This is a genomic window from Roseburia sp. AF22-2LB (assembly GCF_003461125.1).
Classification (GTDB): Bacteria; Bacillota; Clostridia; order Lachnospirales; family Lachnospiraceae; genus Roseburia_C; species Roseburia_C amylophila.
Window position 1 is genome coordinate 170,651 of sequence record NZ_QTWM01000004.1, and the last position, 23,996, is coordinate 194,646.

17 protein-coding genes are annotated in these 23,996 nt (G+C 43.3%); all 17 read left to right on the top strand.

Going from position 1 to position 23,996, the window contains the following annotated elements:
- Positions 1-383: 383 nt before the first annotated feature.
- The 17 genes from DWX96_RS08050 (at position 384) to DWX96_RS08135 (ending at position 23,987) form a co-directional block, all read left to right on the top strand.
- Positions 384-698 (top strand): metal-sensing transcriptional repressor, encoded by a 315-nt coding sequence (locus DWX96_RS08050; protein ID WP_117698060.1) that lies wholly within the window; start codon positions 384-386, stop codon positions 696-698.
- A gap of 14 nt (positions 699-712) precedes the next feature.
- Positions 713-3,346, top strand: a complete 2,634-nt coding sequence (locus DWX96_RS08055; RefSeq protein WP_118057211.1) for a heavy metal translocating P-type ATPase — start codon at positions 713-715, stop codon at positions 3,344-3,346.
- Between the two features lie 223 nt (positions 3,347-3,569).
- Positions 3,570-4,877, top strand: coding sequence for an alpha-amylase family glycosyl hydrolase (locus tag DWX96_RS08060; RefSeq protein ID WP_118057212.1), 1,308 nt, complete (start codon positions 3,570-3,572; stop codon positions 4,875-4,877).
- Between the two features lie 58 nt (positions 4,878-4,935).
- Complete coding sequence (locus DWX96_RS08065) at positions 4,936-6,270, top strand: methyl-accepting chemotaxis protein (RefSeq protein WP_118057213.1); 1,335 nt, start codon at positions 4,936-4,938, stop codon at positions 6,268-6,270.
- Between the two features lie 91 nt (positions 6,271-6,361).
- Positions 6,362-7,105: a DUF6062 family protein gene (locus DWX96_RS08070; protein ID WP_117842000.1), complete on the top strand. Its 744-nt coding sequence runs from the start codon at positions 6,362-6,364 to the stop codon at positions 7,103-7,105.
- Between the two features lie 78 nt (positions 7,106-7,183).
- Positions 7,184-8,779: a potassium/proton antiporter gene (locus DWX96_RS08075; protein WP_117841999.1), complete on the top strand. Its 1,596-nt coding sequence runs from the start codon at positions 7,184-7,186 to the stop codon at positions 8,777-8,779.
- A 352-nt stretch (positions 8,780-9,131) separates the two neighbouring features.
- The gene (locus DWX96_RS08080) at positions 9,132-9,641 is read left to right on the top strand and encodes an RNA polymerase sigma factor (protein WP_118057214.1); all 510 of its coding nucleotides are present in this window, start codon (positions 9,132-9,134) and stop codon (positions 9,639-9,641) included.
- 65 nt (positions 9,642-9,706) lie between these two features.
- Positions 9,707-11,845: a beta-propeller domain-containing protein gene (locus DWX96_RS08085; RefSeq protein WP_118057215.1), complete on the top strand. Its 2,139-nt coding sequence runs from the start codon at positions 9,707-9,709 to the stop codon at positions 11,843-11,845.
- A 462-nt stretch (positions 11,846-12,307) separates the two neighbouring features.
- A complete protein-coding gene (locus DWX96_RS08095) occupies positions 12,308-13,486 on the top strand; it encodes an aldo/keto reductase (RefSeq protein ID WP_118057217.1) in 1,179 nt (392 codons plus the stop codon).
- A 159-nt stretch (positions 13,487-13,645) separates the two neighbouring features.
- Positions 13,646-14,653: a deoxyguanosinetriphosphate triphosphohydrolase gene (locus tag DWX96_RS08100; protein WP_117841995.1), complete on the top strand. Its 1,008-nt coding sequence runs from the start codon at positions 13,646-13,648 to the stop codon at positions 14,651-14,653.
- Between the two features lie 3 nt (positions 14,654-14,656).
- Complete coding sequence (gene dnaG, locus DWX96_RS08105) at positions 14,657-16,438, top strand: DNA primase (protein WP_118057218.1); 1,782 nt, start codon at positions 14,657-14,659, stop codon at positions 16,436-16,438.
- 136 nt (positions 16,439-16,574) lie between these two features.
- Positions 16,575-17,687: an RNA polymerase sigma factor RpoD gene (gene rpoD / locus DWX96_RS08110; protein ID WP_117698098.1), complete on the top strand. Its 1,113-nt coding sequence runs from the start codon at positions 16,575-16,577 to the stop codon at positions 17,685-17,687.
- Positions 17,688-17,690: 3 nt separating this feature from the next.
- Positions 17,691-18,485 carry a tRNA (adenine(22)-N(1))-methyltransferase gene (locus DWX96_RS08115; protein ID WP_118057219.1) on the top strand — a complete coding sequence of 265 codons (795 nt, stop codon included), beginning with the start codon at positions 17,691-17,693 and terminating at the stop codon, positions 18,483-18,485.
- Positions 18,482-19,267, top strand: a complete 786-nt coding sequence (locus tag DWX96_RS08120; protein ID WP_117698072.1) for a Nif3-like dinuclear metal center hexameric protein — start codon at positions 18,482-18,484, stop codon at positions 19,265-19,267. Before DWX96_RS08115 ends, DWX96_RS08120 begins: the two co-directional genes overlap by 4 nt.
- Before the next feature lie 28 nt (positions 19,268-19,295).
- Entirely contained in the window at positions 19,296-20,990 is a 1,695-nt protein-coding gene (locus tag DWX96_RS08125) for a nucleoside kinase (RefSeq protein WP_118057220.1), read from the top strand.
- A gap of 223 nt (positions 20,991-21,213) precedes the next feature.
- Positions 21,214-22,908 carry a GspE/PulE family protein gene (locus DWX96_RS08130; RefSeq protein ID WP_117841990.1) on the top strand — a complete coding sequence of 565 codons (1,695 nt, stop codon included), beginning with the start codon at positions 21,214-21,216 and terminating at the stop codon, positions 22,906-22,908.
- A gap of 20 nt (positions 22,909-22,928) precedes the next feature.
- Positions 22,929-23,987 carry a type IV pilus twitching motility protein PilT gene (locus tag DWX96_RS08135; RefSeq protein WP_117841989.1) on the top strand — a complete coding sequence of 353 codons (1,059 nt, stop codon included), beginning with the start codon at positions 22,929-22,931 and terminating at the stop codon, positions 23,985-23,987.
- Positions 23,988-23,996 lie beyond the last annotated feature (9 nt).

Sequence of the window (23,996 nt, forward strand, 5' to 3'; positions counted from 1 at the left end):
CTCGCACCTGCGGCGGTCGCTTGCGACATCTACCTTATACGCCGCAGTGTGCATCCTCGCGGAGCGTTTTTTACTTTACAGGAAAGCAATTTCCTGTAAAGTAAAAAACGCCACACAATTATCACAAGGATAATTGTGTGGCGAAAAGTAGTCAGACTAGAAAAATCCACACCAGTTTTAGCGTTATGAAAATAGCATAAATCATAGGAAAAGTCAAGATAATATCATAGAGCGGAAGAGGATGGCTTGAATATGAATTGGAACATTCAATGGAAAAATGATTGACAAATACCCTATGGGGGTATAATATAAGCATACCGGTAGGGGGTATATGACTATCGGGAAATGTGTATTGGAATGTGAAGATAGAAGGGAGCCTGACTATGGCAGAAGAAAAAGAGATGTGCCCATCCTGCTGTGGACGGAAGAAGCACAGACAGGAAGCAGAATATCAGGATTTATTAAAACGCTTGAACCGGATTGAAGGACAGGTGCGGGGTGTAAAGAAAATGTTGGAAGAAGACCGCTACTGTGTGGATATTTTAACGCAGGTGTCTGCAATTAATTCTGCACTGAACTCCTTTAATAAAGTGTTGTTAGCGGAGCATATCAAATCCTGTGTGGTGGAAGACATCCGTGCCGGAAAGGAAGAAGCGGTGGATGAGCTTTGTGCGACCCTTCAGAAACTGATGAAATAGAGGAGGACAAAAGTGTGAAACAGGAACGTTATGAAGTCACAGGTATGACGTGTTCTGCATGCTCTTCCCGTGTGGAAAAGTGTGTGTCAAAGATTGACGGAGTGGAAAATGTATCCGTAAATCTGCTGACCAACAGTATGCAGGTGTCCTATGACGAGAATAAGGTCAATGAAGATATCATTGTATCAGAAGTAGAGAAGGCAGGTTATGGTGCTGCACTGGCAAATGCCGGAAATGAGAAACGTACAGGCAAAGGGAAAAAGATAAATAAGGCAGAGCAGGAAATGCATGAGATGAAAATCCGTCTGATCTGGTCTGTTATTTTTCTGATTCCGATGATGTATATTTCCATGCACCATATGTTTTATGAATGGTTTGGAATTCCGGTACCGGGATTTATCAAGGCTGCATTTCACGGAGATGAGAATGCTCTGGCATTTTCCTTTTCCCAGTTTTTATTGCTGCTTCCGATTATGTATCTGAACCGGAAATATTTTATTGTAGGATTTAAGAATCTTTTTGTACACAGAAGCCCGAATATGGATTCGCTGATTGCACTTGGGGCATCGGCTTCCGTTATCTATGGTGTATTTGCCATTTTCCGGATTGGTTATGGCCTGGGACATCAGGATATGGCACTGGTAAGCCGGTACAGCATGGATATTTATTTTGAGTCTGCAGGAATGATTCTGACATTGATTACAGTTGGAAAATATTTAGAGAGCCGTTCCAAAGGAAAGACCAGTGAAGCTATTGAGAAGCTGATGGACTTGGCTCCGAAGCAGGCAAAGGTCTTAAGAGATGGCAAAGAAGTTACGGTTCCGGCAGAGGAACTGGTAAAAGGTGATTTGGTGCTGGTTCGTCCCGGTGAAACCGTTCCGGTGGACGGAGTAATTGAAGAGGGACAGTCAAGCCTCGATGAATCTGCCATTACCGGGGAGAGCATTCCGGTATATAAGGAAGTGGGGGATATTGCAATTTCCGCAACCATTAACCAGAATGGCTTCTTGAAAATCCGTGCATCCAAGGTCGGGGAAGATACCACCATCAGCCAGATTATTCATCTGGTGGAAGAAGCTGGATCCAGTAAAGCACCGATTGCCAAGATGGCAGATAAGATTGCAGGAGTATTTGTGCCGGTGGTTATTACAATTGCCCTAATTGCTGCAATCATCTGGCTCATCAGTGGGGCAACCTTTGAATTTGCACTTTCTATTGGAATCGCAGTGCTGGTTATTTCCTGTCCGTGTGCCCTTGGACTTGCAACACCGGTAGCTATTATGGTAGGAACCGGAAAAGGTGCAGAAAACGGAATCCTGATTAAGTCTGGCGAAGCGCTGGAAACGGCGCACAGTATCGATACTGTAGTTATGGATAAGACCGGAACCATAACAGAAGGTAAGCCAAGGGTTACAGATGTGAGTGTTGGAACCACAGAATTAAACGAAAAAGAATTTGTGGCAATTGCAGCAGGCGTTGAGCAGGGAAGCGGGCATCCACTGGCACAGGCAATTCTGCAGTATGCGAAGGAGCAGGAGATTATGCCCCTTGCCATGAAGAATTTTAAGACAATTCTGGGCAGAGGAATTGAGGCAGAAGACGAAAATGCATCTTATTATGCGGGAAACGAAGCCTTTATGAAAGAAAAGGGAGTGTCATTGGATGACCTTGGAGATACTCTGGACAAGCTGGCAGAAGAAGGAAAGACTCCATTAATCTTTGCGAAAAACAACAGCCTTCTGGGTATCATTGCAGCAGCAGATGTGGAAAAGAAAACCAGCCGCTATGCTATTGAAGCATTCCGTAAGATGCACATTGAGGTAGTAATGCTGACCGGAGACCATAAACGTACCGCCGAAGCTATTCGTAAGAAGCTTGGAATTCCAAAAGTAATTGCAGAAGTATTGCCGGAGGATAAGGAACGGCATATTGCCAAACTGCAGCAGCAGGGACATAAGGTTGCCATGATTGGAGACGGAATCAATGATGCACCGGCACTGGCAAGAGCTGATGTAGGAATTGCCATTGGAGCAGGAACAGATGTGGCAATCGAAAGTGCAGATGCGGTACTGATGCGGAATGATCTGATGGATGCCGTAACAGCCATCCGGTTAAGCAAAGCGGTTATCCGCAATATCAAGGAGAACCTGTTCTGGGCATTCTTCTATAACAGCATTGGAATTCCACTGGCAGCAGGCGTTTTATACCCGGCATTTCATATTAAATTAAATCCGATGTTCGGTGCAGCCGCCATGAGTTTAAGCAGCGTCTGTGTTGTTTGCAATGCTCTCCGGTTAAAGCTTTTTAAGCCGCAGCGATTAGAGCAGACGGCAGGAAATGTGGCAGAACAGATAGCGGAAAAAGCAACAGGAAGTCAGACAGAACAGACAACAGAAAAAGTGACAGATAATAATGAAAATGATAAGGAGGATAATAAAATGAAAGAAACACTTAAAATTGAAGGAATGATGTGTGAACATTGCAAGAAACATGTGGAAGAAGCATTAAATGCCATGGAAGGAGTACAGGCAGCTGTCAGCCTTGAGACAAAGAGTGCTGAAGTAACCATGGACAAAGAGATTCCGGATGCAGCATTTGCAGAAGTGATTGAAAAAGCAGGATATCAGCTTACCGGTGTTGAAAAATAACAAAATAACGTTATGAAAATCAAAAAAAATTAGGAAAAATGCAAGAAAAAAATTCCCTTATGCTATAAAGTTATGTTATAATAAGCGTAATTGAAACAACATGGGCGAAGGTAGAGGGAAGAAGTTAGGAGGATGGTTCCCGCAAAAGGAACCGTCCTCTTTTATTTACGCAGGTAGCGGGAAAACCACAGCACATGATGGACAGACAGGAGGAACAGTTTTTATGTGGTCATATGACAGTGTATTTTATCAGATTTCAACATTGGGATTTTGCGGAGCACCAACAGAAAATGATGGTGTTCTGGCTCATCGGATAAAGAAAGTGGAAGATTGGATTCCGCATATGGTAAAGCTTGGAGTGGATGCAATATATTTCTGTCCGGTTTTTGAATCAGACCGTCACGGTTATGATACCAGGGATTATACAAAGTTAGATGTAAGACTTGGAACCAATGAGGACTTTAAAGAAGTATGTGGAAAATTACATGACAACAATATCAAAGTAGTGTTGGACGGAGTGTTTAACCATGTGGGAAGAGGCTTCTTTGCATTTCAGGATTTACTGAAAAACAGAGAGAATTCTCCATATAAGGACTGGTTCACAAATGTGAATTTTGGCTGGAATAATAATTATAACGACGGACTTTCCTATGAAGGCTGGGAAGGACATAATGAGCTGGTAAAGCTGAATTTGCGGAATGAAGAAGTAATCCGGCATATCTTTTCAGCAGTAGAGGGATGGATAAAAGAATTTGATATTGACGGACTGCGTCTGGATGTTGCATACAGTCTGGATATGGATTTTGTAAGAAGATTACGTCAGTTCGTAGATTCGAAAAAGGATGATTTTTATCTCCTGGGCGAGATGATTCATGGTGATTATAACCGTCTTCTGGATGAACAGAATATGCTGCACAGTGTAACAAATTATCAGGCATATAAGGGAATGTGGTCCAGCTTTAATGACCGCAACCTCTTTGAAATCAATTATACCCTGGAGCAGCATTTCTGTGGAATGTATCAGGGCAAACATTTATTAAATTTTCTGGATAACCATGATGTGAACCGTCTGGCAAGCACTTTAAAGGAAAAAGAACATCTTCCACTGGTATATGCAATGCTGTTTGCAATTCCTGGCATTCCATGTGTCTATTATGGCGGTGAATGGGCAGCAGAGGGAAAGAAGGAAAATGGCGGGGATGAAGCACTCCGTCCTTCTTTTGAAGCACCGGAATGGAATGAACTTACCGATTATATTTCCAGACTGGCGAAGGTTCATAAATCGGAAAAAGCACTTTGCTATGGCAACTACCGAAAGGTATTCTTAACAAACCGGCAGATTGTATTTGAGAGAAGCTTTGAAGGTGAGCGGATTCTTGTAGCAATCAATCTGGAAGAGAATCCCTTCCATGCATCCTTTGATGCAGGAGCAGCAGAAGCAGTTGACCTGCTGACCGGAGAAAAAGCAGCATTTCAGGGTGGTCTTGATATGCCGGCATTTTCCGCAGCTTATTTAAAGATAACCGGATAAAAAGATAATACATAAGAATAAGAATAAGAGATAAGAGCTATAAGGAGGAAGTGCAGTAATGGCAGAAAAACGTAAATCTTCAGAAAAAAGTAATATAGGAAAGAAACTGGCACTTGGATTAATTGCAGTAATTTCACTCCCGATTCTTCTGGTTGGACTTGCCGGAATTATCATAATGCATCTGGTACAGAATACAGCATTAAATGCAGGTGTGGGAACGATTATTTTAATTGTGGTTTTAGCGGTATTTGTGGCAGGTTCCCTGTGGCTTGCAGTAGCAATTGCCGGAAAACTGAAAGCTGTAATTGGAAGTATGGATAAGATTGCGGATGGAAGCCTTCAGTTAGAAGAACCAAAACATAATGAAAAAAATGATGAAATCAGCAAATTGTTAGGCTCTGCCAATGATATGGTAAGAAACTTTGCACAGATTGTAACCGGAATCCGTAGAGCCAGCAGGGAATTAAGCGAACTGTCTACGACATTCAGCCAGTCCTTTGACACTATGAATGAAGCGTTGGATCATGTGAGCGGTGAAGTTGCTTCCATTACAGATAATACCGTTTCACAGGCAGAGAAAACACAGCATGTACAGCAGAAAGTAGCAGAAATCGGCAATGCCATTGAAGTAATTGCCAGCAATATTACACTTCTTTCGGACAGTGCATTAAAAATGAAAGACTGCAATGAATCAGCAGAGGTGATTATGCAGCAGCTGGTGGAAATCAGCAGACAGAACAGGCAGTCTATTGATGAAGTGCAGAGCCAGACAGACAGAACCAATCAGTCTGCCTTACAGATTCGTACTGCAACAGAGATTATTGCAGGAATTGCAAGCCAGACAAATCTGCTTGCTTTAAATGCAAGTATTGAAGCTGCGCGGGCAGGAGAACAGGGAAAAGGATTTGCCGTAGTTGCAGAAGAAATCCGTACCTTGGCAGACCAGTCCAGAGAGTCTTCAGAGCAGATTAATAAAATTGTTAATGAACTGATTGATAATTCTAATGTCAGTGTAGACATTACCGGAAAAGTATCAGAAGCATTTGAACAGCAGAATGCAAAGATTCGCGAGACAGAGACAATCTTTACTGCCTTGAATCATGAAATTGAAAGTGTCAGCACTTCTATTCAGGGAATCAATTCAGAAGTCGGTGGCTTGAATGAACATAAGAGTGCCATTGAAGAGAAAATGGATTCGCTTGCTGCAGCAGCAGAGACAAATACAACAAGTGCCAGAGATACATCTGAGGCAATGAATGAGTTTGAAGCTTTGGTAGAAGAATGTAAGAATGCAACTGCCAGAATTACTTCTGTAGTAGCAGAACTGGATGAAAATATCCGTAAGTTTAATGTTTCTTCCATGAAAGAAGAAGTAGAGAAAAACATGATGTAATAAACGGTATACAATTGCAAAGAGAAGGGTATTCCACAGGCCGAAGGAGTGCATATGGAATACCCTTTTGTGTATCTTTAAGGAGATTAAAATGAAAACAGAGATTTATACGATACCAATACAGGATGCATTTGCAGAGGAAAGCGAATGTCCGGTCTGCAGAATGTATCAGAAATTAGAAGAAAATGCTATCAATTATACCATTGGACCGGGTGCAAGTTATATGGAGGGAGATATCCGGGAGCAGAGCGATGAACAGGGCTTCTGTCAGAAGCATTTGGAAATGTTATATGAATATCCGAATAAATTAGGACTTGCCATGATGTTAAAGACCCATATGGATAAGACAGCTAAGGAGTTAAAAAAAGCAATGAAAGCACCACTGCCTCAGGCAGCTGTACTTTTCAGGAAAAAGAGCCAGACGGTCCATCCGGTGATTACCTTTGTGGAAGAAAAAGAGAAAAAGTGCTTTGTGTGTGATTACATTAATCACAGCTTTACAAATTATATCAATACCATTTACTATTTATATGAAAAAGAAGAGGACTTCCGCAAACAGTTTGCAGCATCCAAAGGCTTTTGTGTAAATCATTATAAAGTTCTGTTTTCCGGTGCCCCGGAATATATGGGTAAGAAATACCTGAATGAATTTCTGATGACTTTAAATGAGACTTTTATTAACGGATATGAGAGGGTGCGGGATGATTTAGAATGGTTCATCTGTAAGAATGATTACCGTTATAAGGAGCAGCCTTGGAAGAATGCAAGGGATGCACTGCAGAGAGGACTGGTAAAGGCAGGAAGTATCATGGAGGCAGAAGAAAAGAAGGAATAGGTAGAGGTAATAAAAGAAAAGGGGATAGAAGAAGACGTAAGAGCAACAGGTAAATAAAAACAGGAAAGAGAGGTATTTATGACAAGCTATATTTTACTGGTAGCAGCAGTGATTTTATTGTGCCTGTCATTGAATAAAATGTCCAACAAACTGGGAATTCCAATGCTGTTGGCATATATTCTTCTTGGCATGATGTTTGGAACAGATGGAATTTTAAAGATTCCTTTTGATAATTTTACGATTGCCGAACAGATTTGTACGGTGTCCTTAATCTTTATCATGTTTTACGGTGGATTTGGAACCAACTGGAAACAGGCAAAGCCGGTGGCTGGTAAAGCAGTATTATTATCAACAGTGGGTGTGATACTGACCGCAGTAACAACCGGAGCATTCTGTCATTTTATATTGAAAATGGATTTCTGGGAAAGTATGCTGATTGGCTCTGTAATCAGTTCTACGGATGCGGCATCGGTCTTTTCAATCCTTCGTTCCAGACGGCTGAATCTTAAGAACAATACTGCATCCATGTTGGAGGTGGAAAGTGGTAGTAATGACCCATGTTCTTATATGCTGACCGTAATTATATTAACAATAATGAGCGGAGAATTAAGTGGTTCTTCGCTGGTTGTCATGATATTCTCGCAGATTATTTTTGGCATATTAGTGGGGGTAGTTGTGGCACTGGCAGCAGCATTCATTTTAAAAAAAGTGAATTTTGCAACGGATGGATTTGATACGATATTTGTATTCAGTATGGCACTGGTATCCTACGCCGGAGCATCCATGATAAATGGAAATGGTTATCTGGCAGCATACATTGCCGGAATTATCCTTGGCAACACTCCCCTTCATCACAAAAAATCACTGGTGCATTTCTTTGACGGAATCACCGGATTGATGCAGATGCTGATTTTCTTCCTGCTTGGTCTGCTGGCATATCCATCCCAGCTGCCGAAGATACTGCCGATTGCACTGGCAATTGCGGTATTTTTAACATTTGTGGCAAGGCCGGTTTCTGTATTTGCTATCTTGATGCCATTCCGCTGCCCGGTAAAGCAGCAGCTTCTGGTGTCCTGGGCGGGGCTTCGTGGAGCGGCATCCATAGTATTTGCAATTATGGCAACAGTAAGCCCGGCATATACGAAAAATGATTTGTTCCACATAGTTATTTTCATTGTCCTGTTCTCTATCAGTATTCAGGGTACACTGCTTGGACTGGTGGCGAAGAAGCTTGACATGATAGACGAAAATGGCAACGTCATGAAGACCTTCAGTGACTACTCCGATGAAATGCCGGTGGAGTTTGTTAAAATCAGCATCAAGGCAGGACATCCATGGGAGAACCGCAAGATAAAAGACCTTGCTTCCCTGCCGGATTTATTACTGGTGCTGATTCTAAGAGGCGAGGAGCGTATCATTCCAAATGGCAACACGGTAGTGCTTGCCGGAGACAAGATTGTCTTAAGTGCCTTATCTCCGGAAGAAAATCTTGGCATCTGTCTGACAGAAATCCCAATCGAAAAAGACAGCAAGTGGATTGGAAAGCCATTATCCAGAATAAAACTGGGAGAAGAGAAGCTGGTTCTTGTTCTAAAGCGGAATGAGAAGGTTGTGATACCGAACGGAAATACTGTGATTCGTGAAAATGATGTGCTGGTAATCAGCCAGTTATAAATATGTTTTTTTGAATTTTGAAGAATAGCAGGAGTGTTCGCCGAAGTGCAGATGCATTTTAAGGGCTGTTAAGGGCACTTGGAATTTCGTTAGATATTAGGCAATGCCGGCACAAGGATGTGCCGGCAAGGTGCATAGGAACATGGATGTGACTTTGCACCGGTTGCCGGATATAAAAATGATTTTTCGAAATTCTTAGTGCCCTTTACAGCACTTAGACAGCATCTGTATTCGGTGAAGAGTACTGCTATTTTTAAAAATTTAAAAATATATGCAACAGAATGGAATTCAGCGACACTATATATATGAGACCGGTCAAAGGAAAGGACATAGGAAGGTATAGGGTGAGCATATGGAGCAGGAACTGCAGCTGGTGCGCAGGGCACAAAGTGGGGATACTGGTGCATTTGCACAATTATATGAAGGCGTTTATCAGGACTTGTATCGCTTTGCGTTATATGTGCTGAAGCATCCGCAGGATGCACAGGATGTGGTCAGCGATACCGTGACAGATGCATTTGCACAAATCGGGGAGCTTCGAAAGACAGAAGCGTTCCGGGCGTGGATATTCCGTATTTTAAGTAATAAGTGCAAACGTAAATTAAAAGAGTATGCGACCCGTCCGGAAGAGCTGACACCGGAGCTTTTAGAGCATCTGGGAAAATCCGGAATGGATGAGCATGCAGCAGTCCGGAGCCTGTTCTTTGAGCTGCCTTCCGAGGAACGAATGATTATCGCCATGCATTTATTCTGTGGGTATAGCAGCAAGGAAATCGGAAAACTGTTAGTCCTTAACGAAAATACCGTCCGCTCAAAAGAGAGCCGGGGAATAAAGAAAATGGTGGAGAAATATTGGAAGTGAGAAACGGAAGATATGCAAAAAGTCTGAAAAACAACAGAAAATTCAGATGAGATGGAGGTGCCGGTATGAATGAACAGGAGATTTTAACCCAGTTAAGAAAAGCGGCGGAAGAGATAGAGATACCAGAGACTCTGAAACCGGAACAGATAGAAAAACAATTACAGGAACAGAAAGCAAAACAGCAGCAGGAAAATCAGCACTTGGAACCGAAAAAATCGAAGAAAATAATTCCATGGCGCAGACTTGGAAGTATGGTGGCAGTGCTGGCACTGGTAGTATGCAGCGGAATTTATATAACAGTGACCCGTTTCGATAAGAATTCCGGTACAGGGCAGACGGATTCCGTAGCAATGACAGATACGCAGCAGACTGTGGGAGAAGCAGATGAAACAGGGTATGTGGATGTGGCAGCTCTTGGAACAATGTATCATCCTGCATCGGATTATAAGGAGGTATATCAGACCCTTCTTAAGGGGTATCAGCAGAATTGGATAGAAGATCTGGAAACAAGTGCGGAGACAAGCGAAGTTGCATCGGGAGCAATGAATTCCGGCAGTGACGAATATTACTACAGTGATGAAGCTAAGTACGGAAGTGCCGATGCCGATTTGCCGGAGAGCAGCAAGGAAGGCGGAAAAGATTATTCTACGACAAATCTGCAGATGGAAGGTGTAGACGAGAGTGATATTGCTAAAATTGATGGCAGTTACATTTATACGGTAGAGGATAAATACATTGTTATAACGGATATCCGGGATGGAAAATTAGAAGAAGTAACACGATTTCTCCCGAAAGACTGTGGCGCAGCAGACCGGGTGATGGAAATTTATGTGGATGGAGACCAGCTGATTCTGGTTGTGCAGGGCTATGAGACATCCTTGGGCGAAAGCAGCAAAGCTGGCTCTGATAAGGAAAACTCAGATAAAGAAAGCTCAGATGAAGAAATTGCTGTATCAGATGCTTCTGAAGACAGTGCATTCTGCTATAAAATGAATGGAAAAAGCACCACACAGATTCAGGTATACAGTATCGTAGACCGCAGGAATCCGGAATTTGAAGGAAGATTAATCCAGGATGGTTATTATAATACTTCCCGGAAAATCGGAGATGTAGTCTATCTTTTTACACAGTATCATATGACATCCGATGTGGTGGGATATGTAGAAAAGGAATATACCTCAGTGATTCCGAAGGTAAATGGAGAAAAGGTTGCCGCCGGTGAAATTTATCTGCCGGAGTCATCAGGAGAAAGTGGTATACTGGTTTCTTCACTGGATGTAAATAAGCCGGATAAAGTGCTGGACAGTAAGCTTGTAATCTCTGGATATGCCCAGACTTATATCAGCAAAGATGCCCTGTATTTATATGAGGAAGATTATGATGGAGCAATGATTACCAATATTGCAAAATTTGCACTGGATGAGGGCAGAATCAGTGGTGTGGCGGCAACGGCAGTAAGGGGTTATGTCAGAGATACCTTTGCAATCAATGCCAGTGATGGATATCTCAGGGTATTGACCACCGATTATAGTACAGAGGATGAGGTGAATGCACTTTATATTCTGGATGAGAACTTGAAATTAACCGGACAGTTGACGGGCATTGCACCGGGAGAAGAAATCTATGCTGCCCGTTTTATGGGAAACACTGGTTACTTTGTAACCTACCGGAATACCGACCCGCTGTTTACCGTGGATTTATCAGACCCGGCAAAACCGGAAATTATCGGCGAACTCAAGGTGACCGGCTTCTCCGAATATCTGCATTTCTGGGATGATACACACTTACTGGGAATCGGCTACGAATCTGATGAGAAGACCGGAAATATAGAAAACATTAAGATTTCCATGTTTAATATAGAAAATCCGGGAGAAGTAACCGAAGAGGCAAAGCTGGTATTAAAGGATGTAGATTATAGCGAAGCATTATATGATTATAAGTGTGTCATCATTTCAAAGGATAAGAATTTAATCGGTCTGGTTTGTGAGGATTATAGCGGCAGCGGAATAAAACAGACCTATCAGATATATTCCTATGAAAACGGAGCCTTTAAGAAACAGGCAGAAATTCCGGGTATTAACGGAGCAAATTACGAGAATGTCCGTGGAATGTATAGTGGCAATGTATTTTACCTCTGGATTAATGATAACATTACATCCTATGACATGACCGATGGATTTAAAATGTTAAAGGAGCGGGAGTGATTCTTGCAAAACTTTCCCGATAGCTTTATAATGACAGTATATGTGCCGGGTGGTGGTATGAAAATATCATCACCCGGCAACTTATGCAGAATCGGTAACTGCGAACTGGAGAAATGATAAATAGGGATGTCTGTTTTCTTAATGCTTGTCAGGATGCAGTCTTCTGTTCGCCTGTAGACGAATACATTTGCGCAGGCTGCTAGGGGCTCTTAGAATTTTGGTAATACCAGGCAACGCTGGTACAGGGACGTACCAGCGAGGTGCAGAGGAACATGGATGTGACTTTGCACCGTTTGCCATATATAAAAGAATTGTCCTAAAATTATTAGAGCCCCTTGCAGCCGGAGTGGTATTCGCTATAGGTGAACAAAAGGCGCATCCCGTCAAAGCAGTGGTAAGATATCCTTATTATCATTTTCCATTTCACAGCAGCCATAACAACAAGTGCAAGGGAGAATAAACATGCAATATAGAGAAAATCCGGGAAACAAAGACCAGCTGTCCATCTTAGGCTACGGCTGCCTGCGTTATTCAAAGAAGGGAACCACAATCGACCAGGAAAAGGCAGAGCGGGAGATGGCAGCAGCAGTGGAAGCCGGGGTCAATTATTTTGATACCGCATATACTTACGGTGGAAGTGAAGCCTGTCTGGGAAAATTTTTGGCAAAAGGCTATCGGGATAAAGTGAAGATTGCGACCAAACTGCCGCATTATTACATAAAAGCAGAAGGGGATATGGAACGGTATTTTAAGGAGCAGTTAGAACGCCTTCAGACGGATCATGTGGAATATTATCTGATGCATATGTTAAATGATATTGCAGCATGGGAGCGTCTTACAGAACTTGGTATACAGGACTGGATTGCAGAGAAGAAACAATCAGGACAGATTGGAAATATCGGTTTTTCTTTCCATGGAGGAGCAAATCAGTTTAAGAAGATTATAGATGCTTATGACTGGGATTTCTGCCAGATACAGTATAACTATATGGATGAGCATACCCAGGCAGGAACAGAAGGCTTAAAATATGCAGCAGCAAAGGGAATTCCGGTGATTATCATGGAACCGCTGCGGGGAGGCAGACTGGTCAACGCACTGCCAAAGGATGCCAGAGCCATATTTGCATCCGCAGAACCACATCGTTCCCCGGCAGAATGGGGACTCCGCTGGATATGGAATCATCCGGAAGTAACTGTGGTACTTTCCGGAATGAATGATATTGCACAGGTAGAAGAAAATGTGCGGATAGCATCAGATGCCACAGCAAATGCACTGACAGAAGAAGAACTGGAAATTTTTGAAAAAGTGAAGAAGTCAATTAACCAGCATATGAAAGTGCCATGTACCGGCTGCGGCTACTGTATGCCATGCCCTCATGGAGTAGATATTCCGACCTGTTTTGCAGCATATAATACACGCTATACCGACAGCTTTTATTCCGGTATGAAGGCATATATTATGTGTACCACTTTAAAGACAAATCCGACCAATGCTTCAAAATGCCGTCAGTGCGGAAAATGTGAGAAACACTGCCCGCAGTCCATTGCCATCCGACAGGAATTAAAACAGGTGGCAAAGAAGATGGAGAATCCGGTTTATAAGGTAGCAAGGGCGATTTCGAAGCGCATTGGAAAGTATTAGAAAAAATATTATGAAATTTTGTAAAAAATAAAGGAAATTTGAAGGTGGACACAGAATTATAATAGCAGAGGTCGAATGACGTCCTCATAATGGTAAAGATGATGGCAGTGCATTTACATCATGAAATGGTGATGTGACAGGAAGGGAGAAGATAAGGATATGACAATTCGGGAACGGATGGAGCGCATGGAGCATGAGATGTTAAGCCCTTATGCAGCATTAAGCGAGAATTCCAAAGGACGGGATTATCCGGAGGCACCTTGTGATATACGTCCCGTATACCAGAGAGACAGAGACCGTATTCTCCACTGTAAGGCATTCCGCCGTCTGAAGAATAAGACGCAGGTGTTCTTAACACCGAAGGGTGACCATTATCGTACCCGTATGTCGCATACCTTAGAGGTATCACAGAATGCCAGAACCATTGCAAAGGCACTGCGGCTGAATGAAGATCTGGTGGAAGCCATTGCATTAGGGCATGATTTGGGACATACGCCATTTGGTCATGCCGGAGAGCGGGTGTTAAATGAACTTTGCTCCGGTGGTTTTAAACATAATAAACAGAGTGTGCGTATCGTAGAGAAATTGGAAAAAGGCGGACAGGGGCTGAATCTGACATGGGAAGTGCGGGATGGCATTTTAAATCATCAGACCAGTACGATGCCGCATACATTGGAAGGCAAAATCGTCCGTTTTTCCGATAAAATCGCCTATATTCATCATGATATCGATGATGCGGTGCGTGGAAAGATAATGGTGGAAGAAGATATTCCAATTGAGATACGGAAGGTATTGGGAAAGAATTCGGCAGACCGGCTGGATACACTGATTCATGATATTATAACCAACAGCATGGATAAGCCGGATATCATTATGTCCGATGAAATTTTCCAGGCAATGCAGGATTTACGGAAGTTCATGTTTGTAAGCGTATATACCAATCCCATTGCCAAAGGAGAAGAGACAAAGGCAGAAGGCTTACTCAGCAAACTGTTTACATATTATATGGAACATCCGATGACAATGCCGGCGCAGTATACCGATATGATTGCAGAAGGCGAAGAGGAAGAACGGGTAGTATGTGATTATATCGCAGGAATGACCGACCAGTATGCAATTGCCAAATTCTCAGAATATTTTGTACCGAAAGCTTGGCAGGTGAATTAAGGAATGGCATATTATTCAGATGAATTAATAGAAGAAGTACGTTCCAGAAATGATATTGTGGATGTGATTTCCGGATATGTACGGTTGACAAAAAAAGGCAGCACGTATTTTGGACTGTGCCCCTTCCATAATGAAAAGACCGGTTCTTTTTCCGTATCACCGAATAAGCAGATGTATTACTGCTTTGGATGCGGAGCAGGCGGAAATGTATTTACCTTTTTGATGCAGTATGAGAACTTTTCATTCCCGGAAGCGATGGAGGCATTGGCAGAGCGTGCCGGAATCGAACTGCCGAAGCAGGAAATGAGTGCCCAGGCAAAGAAAGAAGCAGACAAACGCCAGATTCTGTTAGAGATTAACAAGGCAGCTGGCAAATATTATTATATGCTGCTGCGGAGCGAACACGGAAAACAGGCGTATGAATATTTTAAAAAGAGAGAATTATCGGATGCCACCATGCAGAAGTTTGGGCTTGGCTATTCGGATAAATACAGTGATGATTTGTACCGCTATTTAAGAAAGCTTGGATATGATGATGCAATCTTAAAGGAATCCGGTCTTGTGTCCATTGACGAAGTCCGGGGCGGACATGATAAATTCTGGAATCGTGCCATGTTTCCGATTATGGATGTGCATAATAAAGTAATCGGATTTGGTGGACGAGTCATGGGGGATGGCGAACCGAAGTATCTGAATTCGCCGGAGACCAAAATCTTTGATAAGAGCCGGAATCTGTATGCATTGAACTTTGCAAGACAGACCAAGAAACCGCAGATGCTCTTATGTGAAGGCTATATGGATGTAATTGCGCTGCATCAGGCAGGCTTTGACAATGCAGTGGCATCCTTAGGAACCGCGTTTACCAGTGGACATGCCAGTCTGCTGAAACGATATACGAAGGAGGTTTATCTTACCTTTGACAGCGACGGTGCCGGAATTAAGGCGGCACTTCGTGCAATCCCGATTTTAAAAGAAGTAGGGCTGACAGCCAAAGTCATCAACATGAAGCCGTACAAAGACCCGGATGAATTCATCAAGGCACTTGGAGCGGAAGAATACCAGAAGCGGATTGATGCGGCAGAAAACAGCTTTATGTTTGAAATCAGGATTTTAGAGCAGAAATATGATATGAAGGACCCGGAAGGAAAGACCGCATTCCAGACAGAAGTGGCAAAGAAACTGCTTGATTTTACCACGGAACTGGAACGGAACAATTATATGGAAGCCGTGGCGGATAAATATCATATGAGCTTTGAAGCACTCCGGAATCTGGTAAACCAGCTGGGCACCCAGGGAGGACTTGTAAAAGAGCGGACACCGCTTAAGAGTGGGCTGAATGAGAAGAAGCATAAGAAAGAGGACGGCATGAAGCAGTCCCAGAAATTGCTTTTGACCTGGCTCATAGAATATGATAATCTGTACGATAAAATCAAAGATATCATTACACCGGAGGATTTTACGGAAGACATTTTCCGTAAGGTAGCAGAGCTTCTCTACGAGCAGAAGAAGTCGGGTACTGTCAATCCGGCACAGATTATCAGTTTATTTGCAGAAGAAGAGGAACAGCGGGAAGTAGCAGAGCTCTTCCATGCGAGAATCCATGAAGTAGATTCTGCTGCAGAGCGGGATAAGGCGTTAAAAGAGACGATTCTGCGGGTGAAGGATAACAGCATCTCCTATCGTTCGGCGCACTTAGAACCTACGGATATGCAGGGCTTGCAACAGCTTGTGGCAGATAAGAGAACCTTGCAGAATATGGAGAAAATGCATATTTCTATAGATTGAGGACAAAATACTATTTAGTCCCGTTTATATGACGAATCATGAGAGGATGAACAAGAAAATGGATGAAAAGATGGAAAAGACTACGAAAAAGACAACAAAAGCTGCAAAAAGTGCTCCGGCAGCAAAAGACGAAAAGATGAGCATTGAGGAGAAAAAAGCAAAATTGCAGGAAAAACTCCAGGAACTCCTTGCACTGGCAAAGAAGAAAAAGAACAGCCTTGAGTATCAGGAAATCAGCGAGTTCTTCAAGGACATGGAACTGGATGCAGATGAGTTTGAGAAAATCTTAGACTTCCTTGAGACCAATAACATTGATGTGCTTCGAATCATGGATGATGACGATATCGATGACGATATCATCTTAGATGACGAAGACGAGGTAGAGGTAGAAAAGATTGATTTATCGGTACCGGACGGCGTATCCATTGAGGATCCGGTCCGTATGTATTTAAAGGAAATCGGTAAAGTACCTCTTTTAAGTGCAGAAGAAGAAATCGAGCTGGCAAAGAGAATGGAATTAGGAGACCAGGAAGCAAAGAAACGTCTGGCAGAAGCCAACCTTCGTCTGGTGGTAAGTATTGCAAAACGTTATGTAGGACGTGGTATGTTATTCTTAGACCTGATTCAGGAAGGTAACTTAGGTCTGATTAAAGCCGTTGAAAAATTCGATTACCGGAAAGGCTATAAGTTCTCTACCTATGCAACATGGTGGATTCGTCAGGCAATCACAAGAGCCATTGCAGACCAGGCAAGAACCATCCGTATCCCGGTTCATATGGTTGAGACCATCAACAAACTGATCCGCGTTTCCAGACAGTTACTGCAGGAGTTGGGACGTGAACCGACCCCGGAAGAGATTGCAGCAGAAATGAATATGCCGGTAGACCGTGTACGCGAAATCTTAAAGATTTCCCAGGAGCCGGTTTCTTTAGAGACTCCAATCGGTGAAGAGGAAGATTCCCATTTAGGAGACTTCATTCAGGATGATAATGTACCGGTACCTGCTGATGCAGCAGCATTTACCCTGTTAAAAGAGCAGTTGGAGGAAGTGCTTGGAACACTGACCGAGCGGGAGCAGAAGGTATTAACCCTTCGTTTTGGTCTGGAAGATGGACGTGCCCGTACACTGGAAGAAGTTGGAAAAGAATTCAATGTAACCAGGGAGCGTATCCGTCAGATTGAAGCAAAGGCACTCCGTAAACTGCGTCATCCAAGCAGAAGCCGCAAATTAAAGGACTATCTGGAGTAATATATGAATAAACTTTCAAAAAGAATGCAGGCAGTTGCAGCATTGGTTCAGAATACCACCTGCCTTGCAGATGTAGGATGTGACCATGGTTATGTTCCGATTTATCTGATTCAGTCAGAATGTATTGGGCATGCCATTGCAATGGATGTGAACCGGGGTCCGCTTCTTCGGGCAGAGGAGCATATCCAGGAAGTTCATTTAGAAGATTACATAGAAACCAGATTGTCCGATGGACTTACGGCACTGGCTCCATCCGAAGCCGATGGCGTGGTAATCGCCGGAATGGGTGGAGCGTTGACAAAACGGATTCTTGCAGAGCATCCGGAAGTCTGGAAGAAGATGAATAATCTTGTGTTACAGCCACAGTCTGAAATAGAAGAGGTACGCCGTTATATTTATGCGGAAGGCTTTCACATTGAAGAAGAAGATATGGTGGAAGAAGAAGGCAAATATTACGTGATGTTAAGATGCGTACCGGGAAAAGCAGCACCGTTGACGGATGTTGCTTTTCGTTATGGTGGATATTTATTGCAGACAAAAAATGAAATATTAAAACAATATTTAACAAAACAGAGACAGCAGTTCTCGGAAATCTTAAAGAAACTTGAAATCCAGAAGCTTATGCCGGAGCAAACTGTATTGCAGAAACCAGAATTGCTGCAACAATCTGCAACGCAACAGGATGAATTGCAGCAGAAAGAAGATGGCAGTACAAGACGTTTTGAACGGCAGAAAGAACTGGAAGAGAAACTTGCAATGATAGAAGAAGCAGAGCGTATCATGGGAGAAAATATATGAAGTGTGAACAGATACGGGAAATATTAGAGACACTTGCTCCTGTAGCAATGGCCTGTGAATGGGATAATCCAGGATTTCAGGTCTGCAGATGGGGGAAAGAGATAAACAGTATCTATCTGGCGGTAGATGCAACCGATGAAGTAATTGCGGAAGCAAAAGAACTTAAGGCTGATATGATACTGACGCATCATCCGTTAATCTTTGGTGGAATAAAAAATATTCTTACCAGTGATTTTATCGGCAGAAGAATTTACGGACTGGCACAGCAGGATATGGTTTACTGTGCGATGCATACGAATTTTGATATCTGCGTCATGGCGGACCTTGCAGCAGATTACATGGAACTAATGGAGACAGAACCATTGGAAGTAACCGGGGAGTGGCAGGGAAAATCCTGTGGTATCGGTAAAGTAGGAATGCTGCCGCAGCAGATAAGCCTTGAGGATTGCGGCAGGATTGTAAGAAGCCGGTTTCAGACAGAAGCGGTAAAAGTATTTGGTGATACCAGCCGCATGGTACAGCGTGCAGCAATTTGCCCCGGCTCCGGAAAGAGTGAAGTGGATGAAGCGATTGCAAAGGGTGCCCAGGTGTTGATAACGGGAGATATTGACCACCATACGGGAATCGACGCAGCAGCCCGAGGCTTAAGTATCTTAGATGCAGGACATTATGGATTGGAGCATATTTTTGTAACCTATATGGCAGAATATTTCAAGGAAAAATTACCGGAACTGAACATATACAGCCAGAAGTTACAATCTCCGTTTTCCTATATTGTATAAATAGTAATCAAAGAAATGGGGGACTACTATGGGAGAAATTAGATGTAGAATTAATATTCACGGAAATGTAAGGGAGTATGTGCCGGAAACCACATACAAGCAGCTTGCCAAGGAATATCAGAAACAGTTTTCGGATGATATTGTCCTGGTGCTGGTGAACAACCGCCTGCGGGAGCTGCGTGAGAAGGTAGAATCGGGAAATCTTACCTTTATTACAACAGCAGACAAGGATGGAAGGAAAGCATACCGGAGAAGTACGGCGTTACTGATGCAGAAGGCAGTGCATAATCTTTATGGGGAAGAAAAGATTACGGTCCGCATCATGCATTCCATTGCCCAGGGATATTATTGCGAACTGAAGCGGAATGAGGAAAAGAACGGAACATCAGAGCAGGCAGAATGGGTAGCTGTCGATGAACAGATGTTAAGGAATTTAAAGCAGGAGATGCAGCGTCTGGTAGAAGCCGATTTTCTGATTGAAAAGCACAGTCTGCCGACGGCAGATGCAGTAGAACTCTTCCGGAGACTGGGAATGACCGATAAAGAAAGACTGTTCCGCTACCGGAGAAGCTCAAGAGTCAATATTTATGAGCTGGATCATTACAAAGATTATTTCTATGGATATATGGTACCGTCTACCGGTTATCTGAAATATTTTGACCTGACATTATATAAAGAAGGTTTTATGCTGCTCTTTCCGGGAAAAGATACCAGGACGGTGGATGTTTTTGTCCCATCGGATAAACTGTACCTGACACTGGAAGAAGCGTCAGAGTGGGGACATACCATGGGAGTAGGAACCATAGGAGCTTTGAATGATGCAGTTTCTGCCGGCAGAATACAGGAAATTATTCTGATACAGGAAGCTCTGATGGAACAGAAAATAGGACAGCTGGCAGAGCAGATTAAAGAAGGACATCATAAGAAATTCATTATGATAGCAGGTCCATCCTCTTCCGGGAAGACAACGTTTTCCCACAGGCTGTCCATACAGCTTGCCGCCCATGGCATGAAACCGCATCCGGTTCCGCTGGATGATTTTTATGTAGACCGGGATAAGACACCGAAAGATGCAGATGGAAAACTGGATTTCGAATGCCTGGAGGCATTGGATATTGACCGTTTTAATAATGATATGACAAGTCTTTTAAATGGAGATGCAACGGAACTGCCGGTATTTAATTTTAAAACCGGAAAACGGGAAGCAAAAGGCAGAATGATGCAGCTTGGAGAGGAAGATGTACTTGTTATTGAAGGCATCCATGGACTGAATGACAGGCTTTCCTACTCTCTGCCGCAGGAAAGCAAATTCCGTATTTATATCAGTGCGCTGACCCAGCTGGATATTGATGAACATAACTGCCTGCCGACGACAGATGGCAGACTGATCCGGAGAATTGTAAGGGATGCAAGAACCAGGGCTACATCAGCGAGGGAGACCATTGCCATGTGGGATTCGGTAAGGCGGGGAGAAGAAAAGAATATCTTCCCATTTCAGGAAGGTGCCGATGTAATGTTTAATTCAGCTTTAATTTATGAGCTTGCTGTGCTGAAACAGTATGCAGAGCCATTGTTGTTTGCAATTGAACGGGACTGCCCGGAGTATCTTGAAGCGAAGCGGCTGCTGAAGTTCTTAGATTATTTCCTTCCGGTACCGGCAGATAATATCAATAACAATTCGATTATCCGTGAGTTTATCGGTGGAAGCTGTTTTAATGTCTGATATAGAAGCTATATGAGGGATAGACCGTGTTTCTTGTACAAAAGAGACATTTGTCTATCCCTGAATTTTACTTAAAAACACAAAAAAATAGACAAAAATTACGAAAAAAAGCGAATAAAAATAGAAATTTTGTTGAAAAGCATATAAAGAATGGCTATAATAAAATAATGATGATTTTTGTCACATCATGATATGTGAAGAATGATTTGGAGAGTGGCAGAGAATGGAAAGCAGACAGAAGAAACGTCTGGGGGATATGCTGATTGAGGAACAGATTATTACAGATGAGCAGCTCTCAGATGCATTAGAGAAGAAAAAGGGGACTACAAAGCGGCTGGGTGAGGTTCTGGTAGAGCTGGGTTATACCAATGAGACGGATATTGCCAAGGCACTGTCAAGCCAGCTTGGACTGGAAATAGTCTCGCTTAGTGGAATACAGATAGAAGAAAATGTGCTAAAGCTGGTGGACGTGGCAGTTCTGAGAAAATATGTCATGGTACCAATTGGCTTTTCACCGAATAATATGAATGAAGTCCGTGTGGCAATGGCCGACCCGATGGATATGCGTGGAATTGATGATTTTTCTATTATTACTAATCTGCAGGTCGCACCGGTAATTGCCACAACCCATGATATTATGCTTACCCTTGACCGTTTCTATGGAAGCAGTGAAGCAAGGAAGGTGGCTGAGGCATATGCACTGGAGCGCCGGCAGGAAGAGCAGAGGGAACAGGAGAAGGAGAATGATGAAGATATTGCAAATTCCCCGATTGTCCTTCTGGTAAATGCCATGATTGAGCAGGCAGCAAGACAGCGTGCCAGTGATATACATATAGAAGCATTGGAAAGCCGTGTAAGAATCCGCTACAGGATTGATGGTGTGTTATATGAGAAGGCGAGCTACGACATCCGGCTTCTGAATGCAATTACAGCACGTATCAAGATTATTGGCGGCATGGATATATCAGAAAAAAGAAAACCACAGGATGGACGAATTACCCTTGTGGTAGATCGTGTGGAATATGATATCCGTGTATCAATCCTGCCAACGGTTTATGGAGAGAAGTGTGTACTTCGTCTTGCACAGAAGAAAGCACTGACCAAGGATAAGAGGGAACTTGGATTTACCCCGGGGGAGCTGGAAAGCTTTGATCGTATGTTAAAGCATCCGAATGGAATCCTTTTGGTAACAGGACCAACCGGAAGTGGTAAATCAACGACGCTTTACACAGCACTTTCTGAACTGAATACAGAGGATATTAATATTATCACAGTAGAAGACCCGGTAGAGGCGAATCTGGACGGCGTCAATCAGGTACAGGTAAATGCCAAAGCGGATATGACCTTTGCATCTGCACTGCGTTCAATCCTGCGACAGGATCCGGATATTATCATGATTGGAGAGATCCGAGACGAAGAAACTGCAGAGATTGCGGTACAGGCTTCTATTACTGGACATCTGGTAGTAAGTACCCTGCATACCAACAGTGCGGCAGGAACCATTACCCGAATGTTAAATATGGGCGTAGAGGGATACCTCCTTGCGGATTCCGTAATTGGTGTAATTGCCCAGCGTCTGGTGCGGAGACTCTGTCCGAACTGTAAACAGCCGCATAAGCCGACAGAATACGAACGCAAGCTTCTGAATCTGGATGATTTGGATGAGACGATGATTTTTGAAGCAAAGGGCTGCCCGATGTGTGCCAATACAGGATATAAGGGCAGAATCGGTGTCTATGAGATGATGGAAATCAGCACGGAAATGAAAGACGCTATAGCAAAAGATGCTTCCACTGCCGAAATCAAACATCTGGCAGTAGAAAATGGAATGGAAACTCTTGCAGCGGGAGCCAGACGTAAAGTTTTAGAAGGAATTACTTCTGTGTCAGAGCTGGTGGGAGTATCTGCTGAGGATTAAGGAGAACTGGGGATTTTACAATGAACAGAATAGAAATGTTTTTGCGGGAAGGAAATGAAAAAGGGGCATCCGATATCCATCTTGCACCGGGAAGCCCGGTGATGTTCCGGATTGATGGAGAACTGGTTCCTGCATCAGATGAGAAGATAAAACCATTTGAAATAGAAGAAATGATAGAACCGCTGTTGACGGAAGAGCAGAAGGCAGAGCTGAAGGAAAATGGAGAACTGGATTTTGCGTATTCTATCGCAGGCTTTCACAGGGTGCGTTTTAATGTGTTCCGTCAGAGAGGTACTTATGCGGTAGCACTCCGTATACTCTCGTTTGAGATACCGGAAGCAAAGCGGCTTGGTATTCCACCATCTGTGGTTGACCTGACCAACCGCAAGCGTGGGCTGGTATTGGTAACAGGACCGACCGGAAGTGGTAAATCTACCACACTGGCGTCTTTGATACATATTATTTCTGAAACATATGCTAAGACAATTATTACACTGGAAGACCCGATTGAGTATTTGCATCCTCACAGCAAGTCAATTGTATTGCAGAGGGAAATCGGTTACGACAGTAAGAGTTATGCGTCAGCACTTCGCGCCGCATTGCGTGAAGACCCGGATGTAATTCTGGTGGGGGAGATGCGTGACCTAGAAACAATCAGTATTGCGATTACGGCGGCAGAAACCGGACATCTGGTATTTTCAACCCTGCATACCAACAGTGCAGCAGCAACCATTGACCGTGTCATTGACGTGTTTCCACCGCATCAGCAGCAGCAGACCAGGATACAGCTGTCAGGTGTTATTGAAGGAATTATCGCCCAGCAGCTTCTTCCAAAGGAAGGCGGCGGACGTGTGGCGGCTTACGAGGTCATGCTTGCCACTCCGGCAATCCGTAACCTGATACGTGAAGGAAAGAGCTTCCAGATACAGTCTATGATACAGACCAGCAAGAAGCTTGGCATGCAGGCAATGGATGATGCCATTTATGACCTTTATATGCAGAATAAGATATCCGCAGAAGATGCCGTAAGCTTCGCACAGGAGCCGGCAGTTATGCAGCAGAAGGTAACGCTATTCTAAACTGCGGAG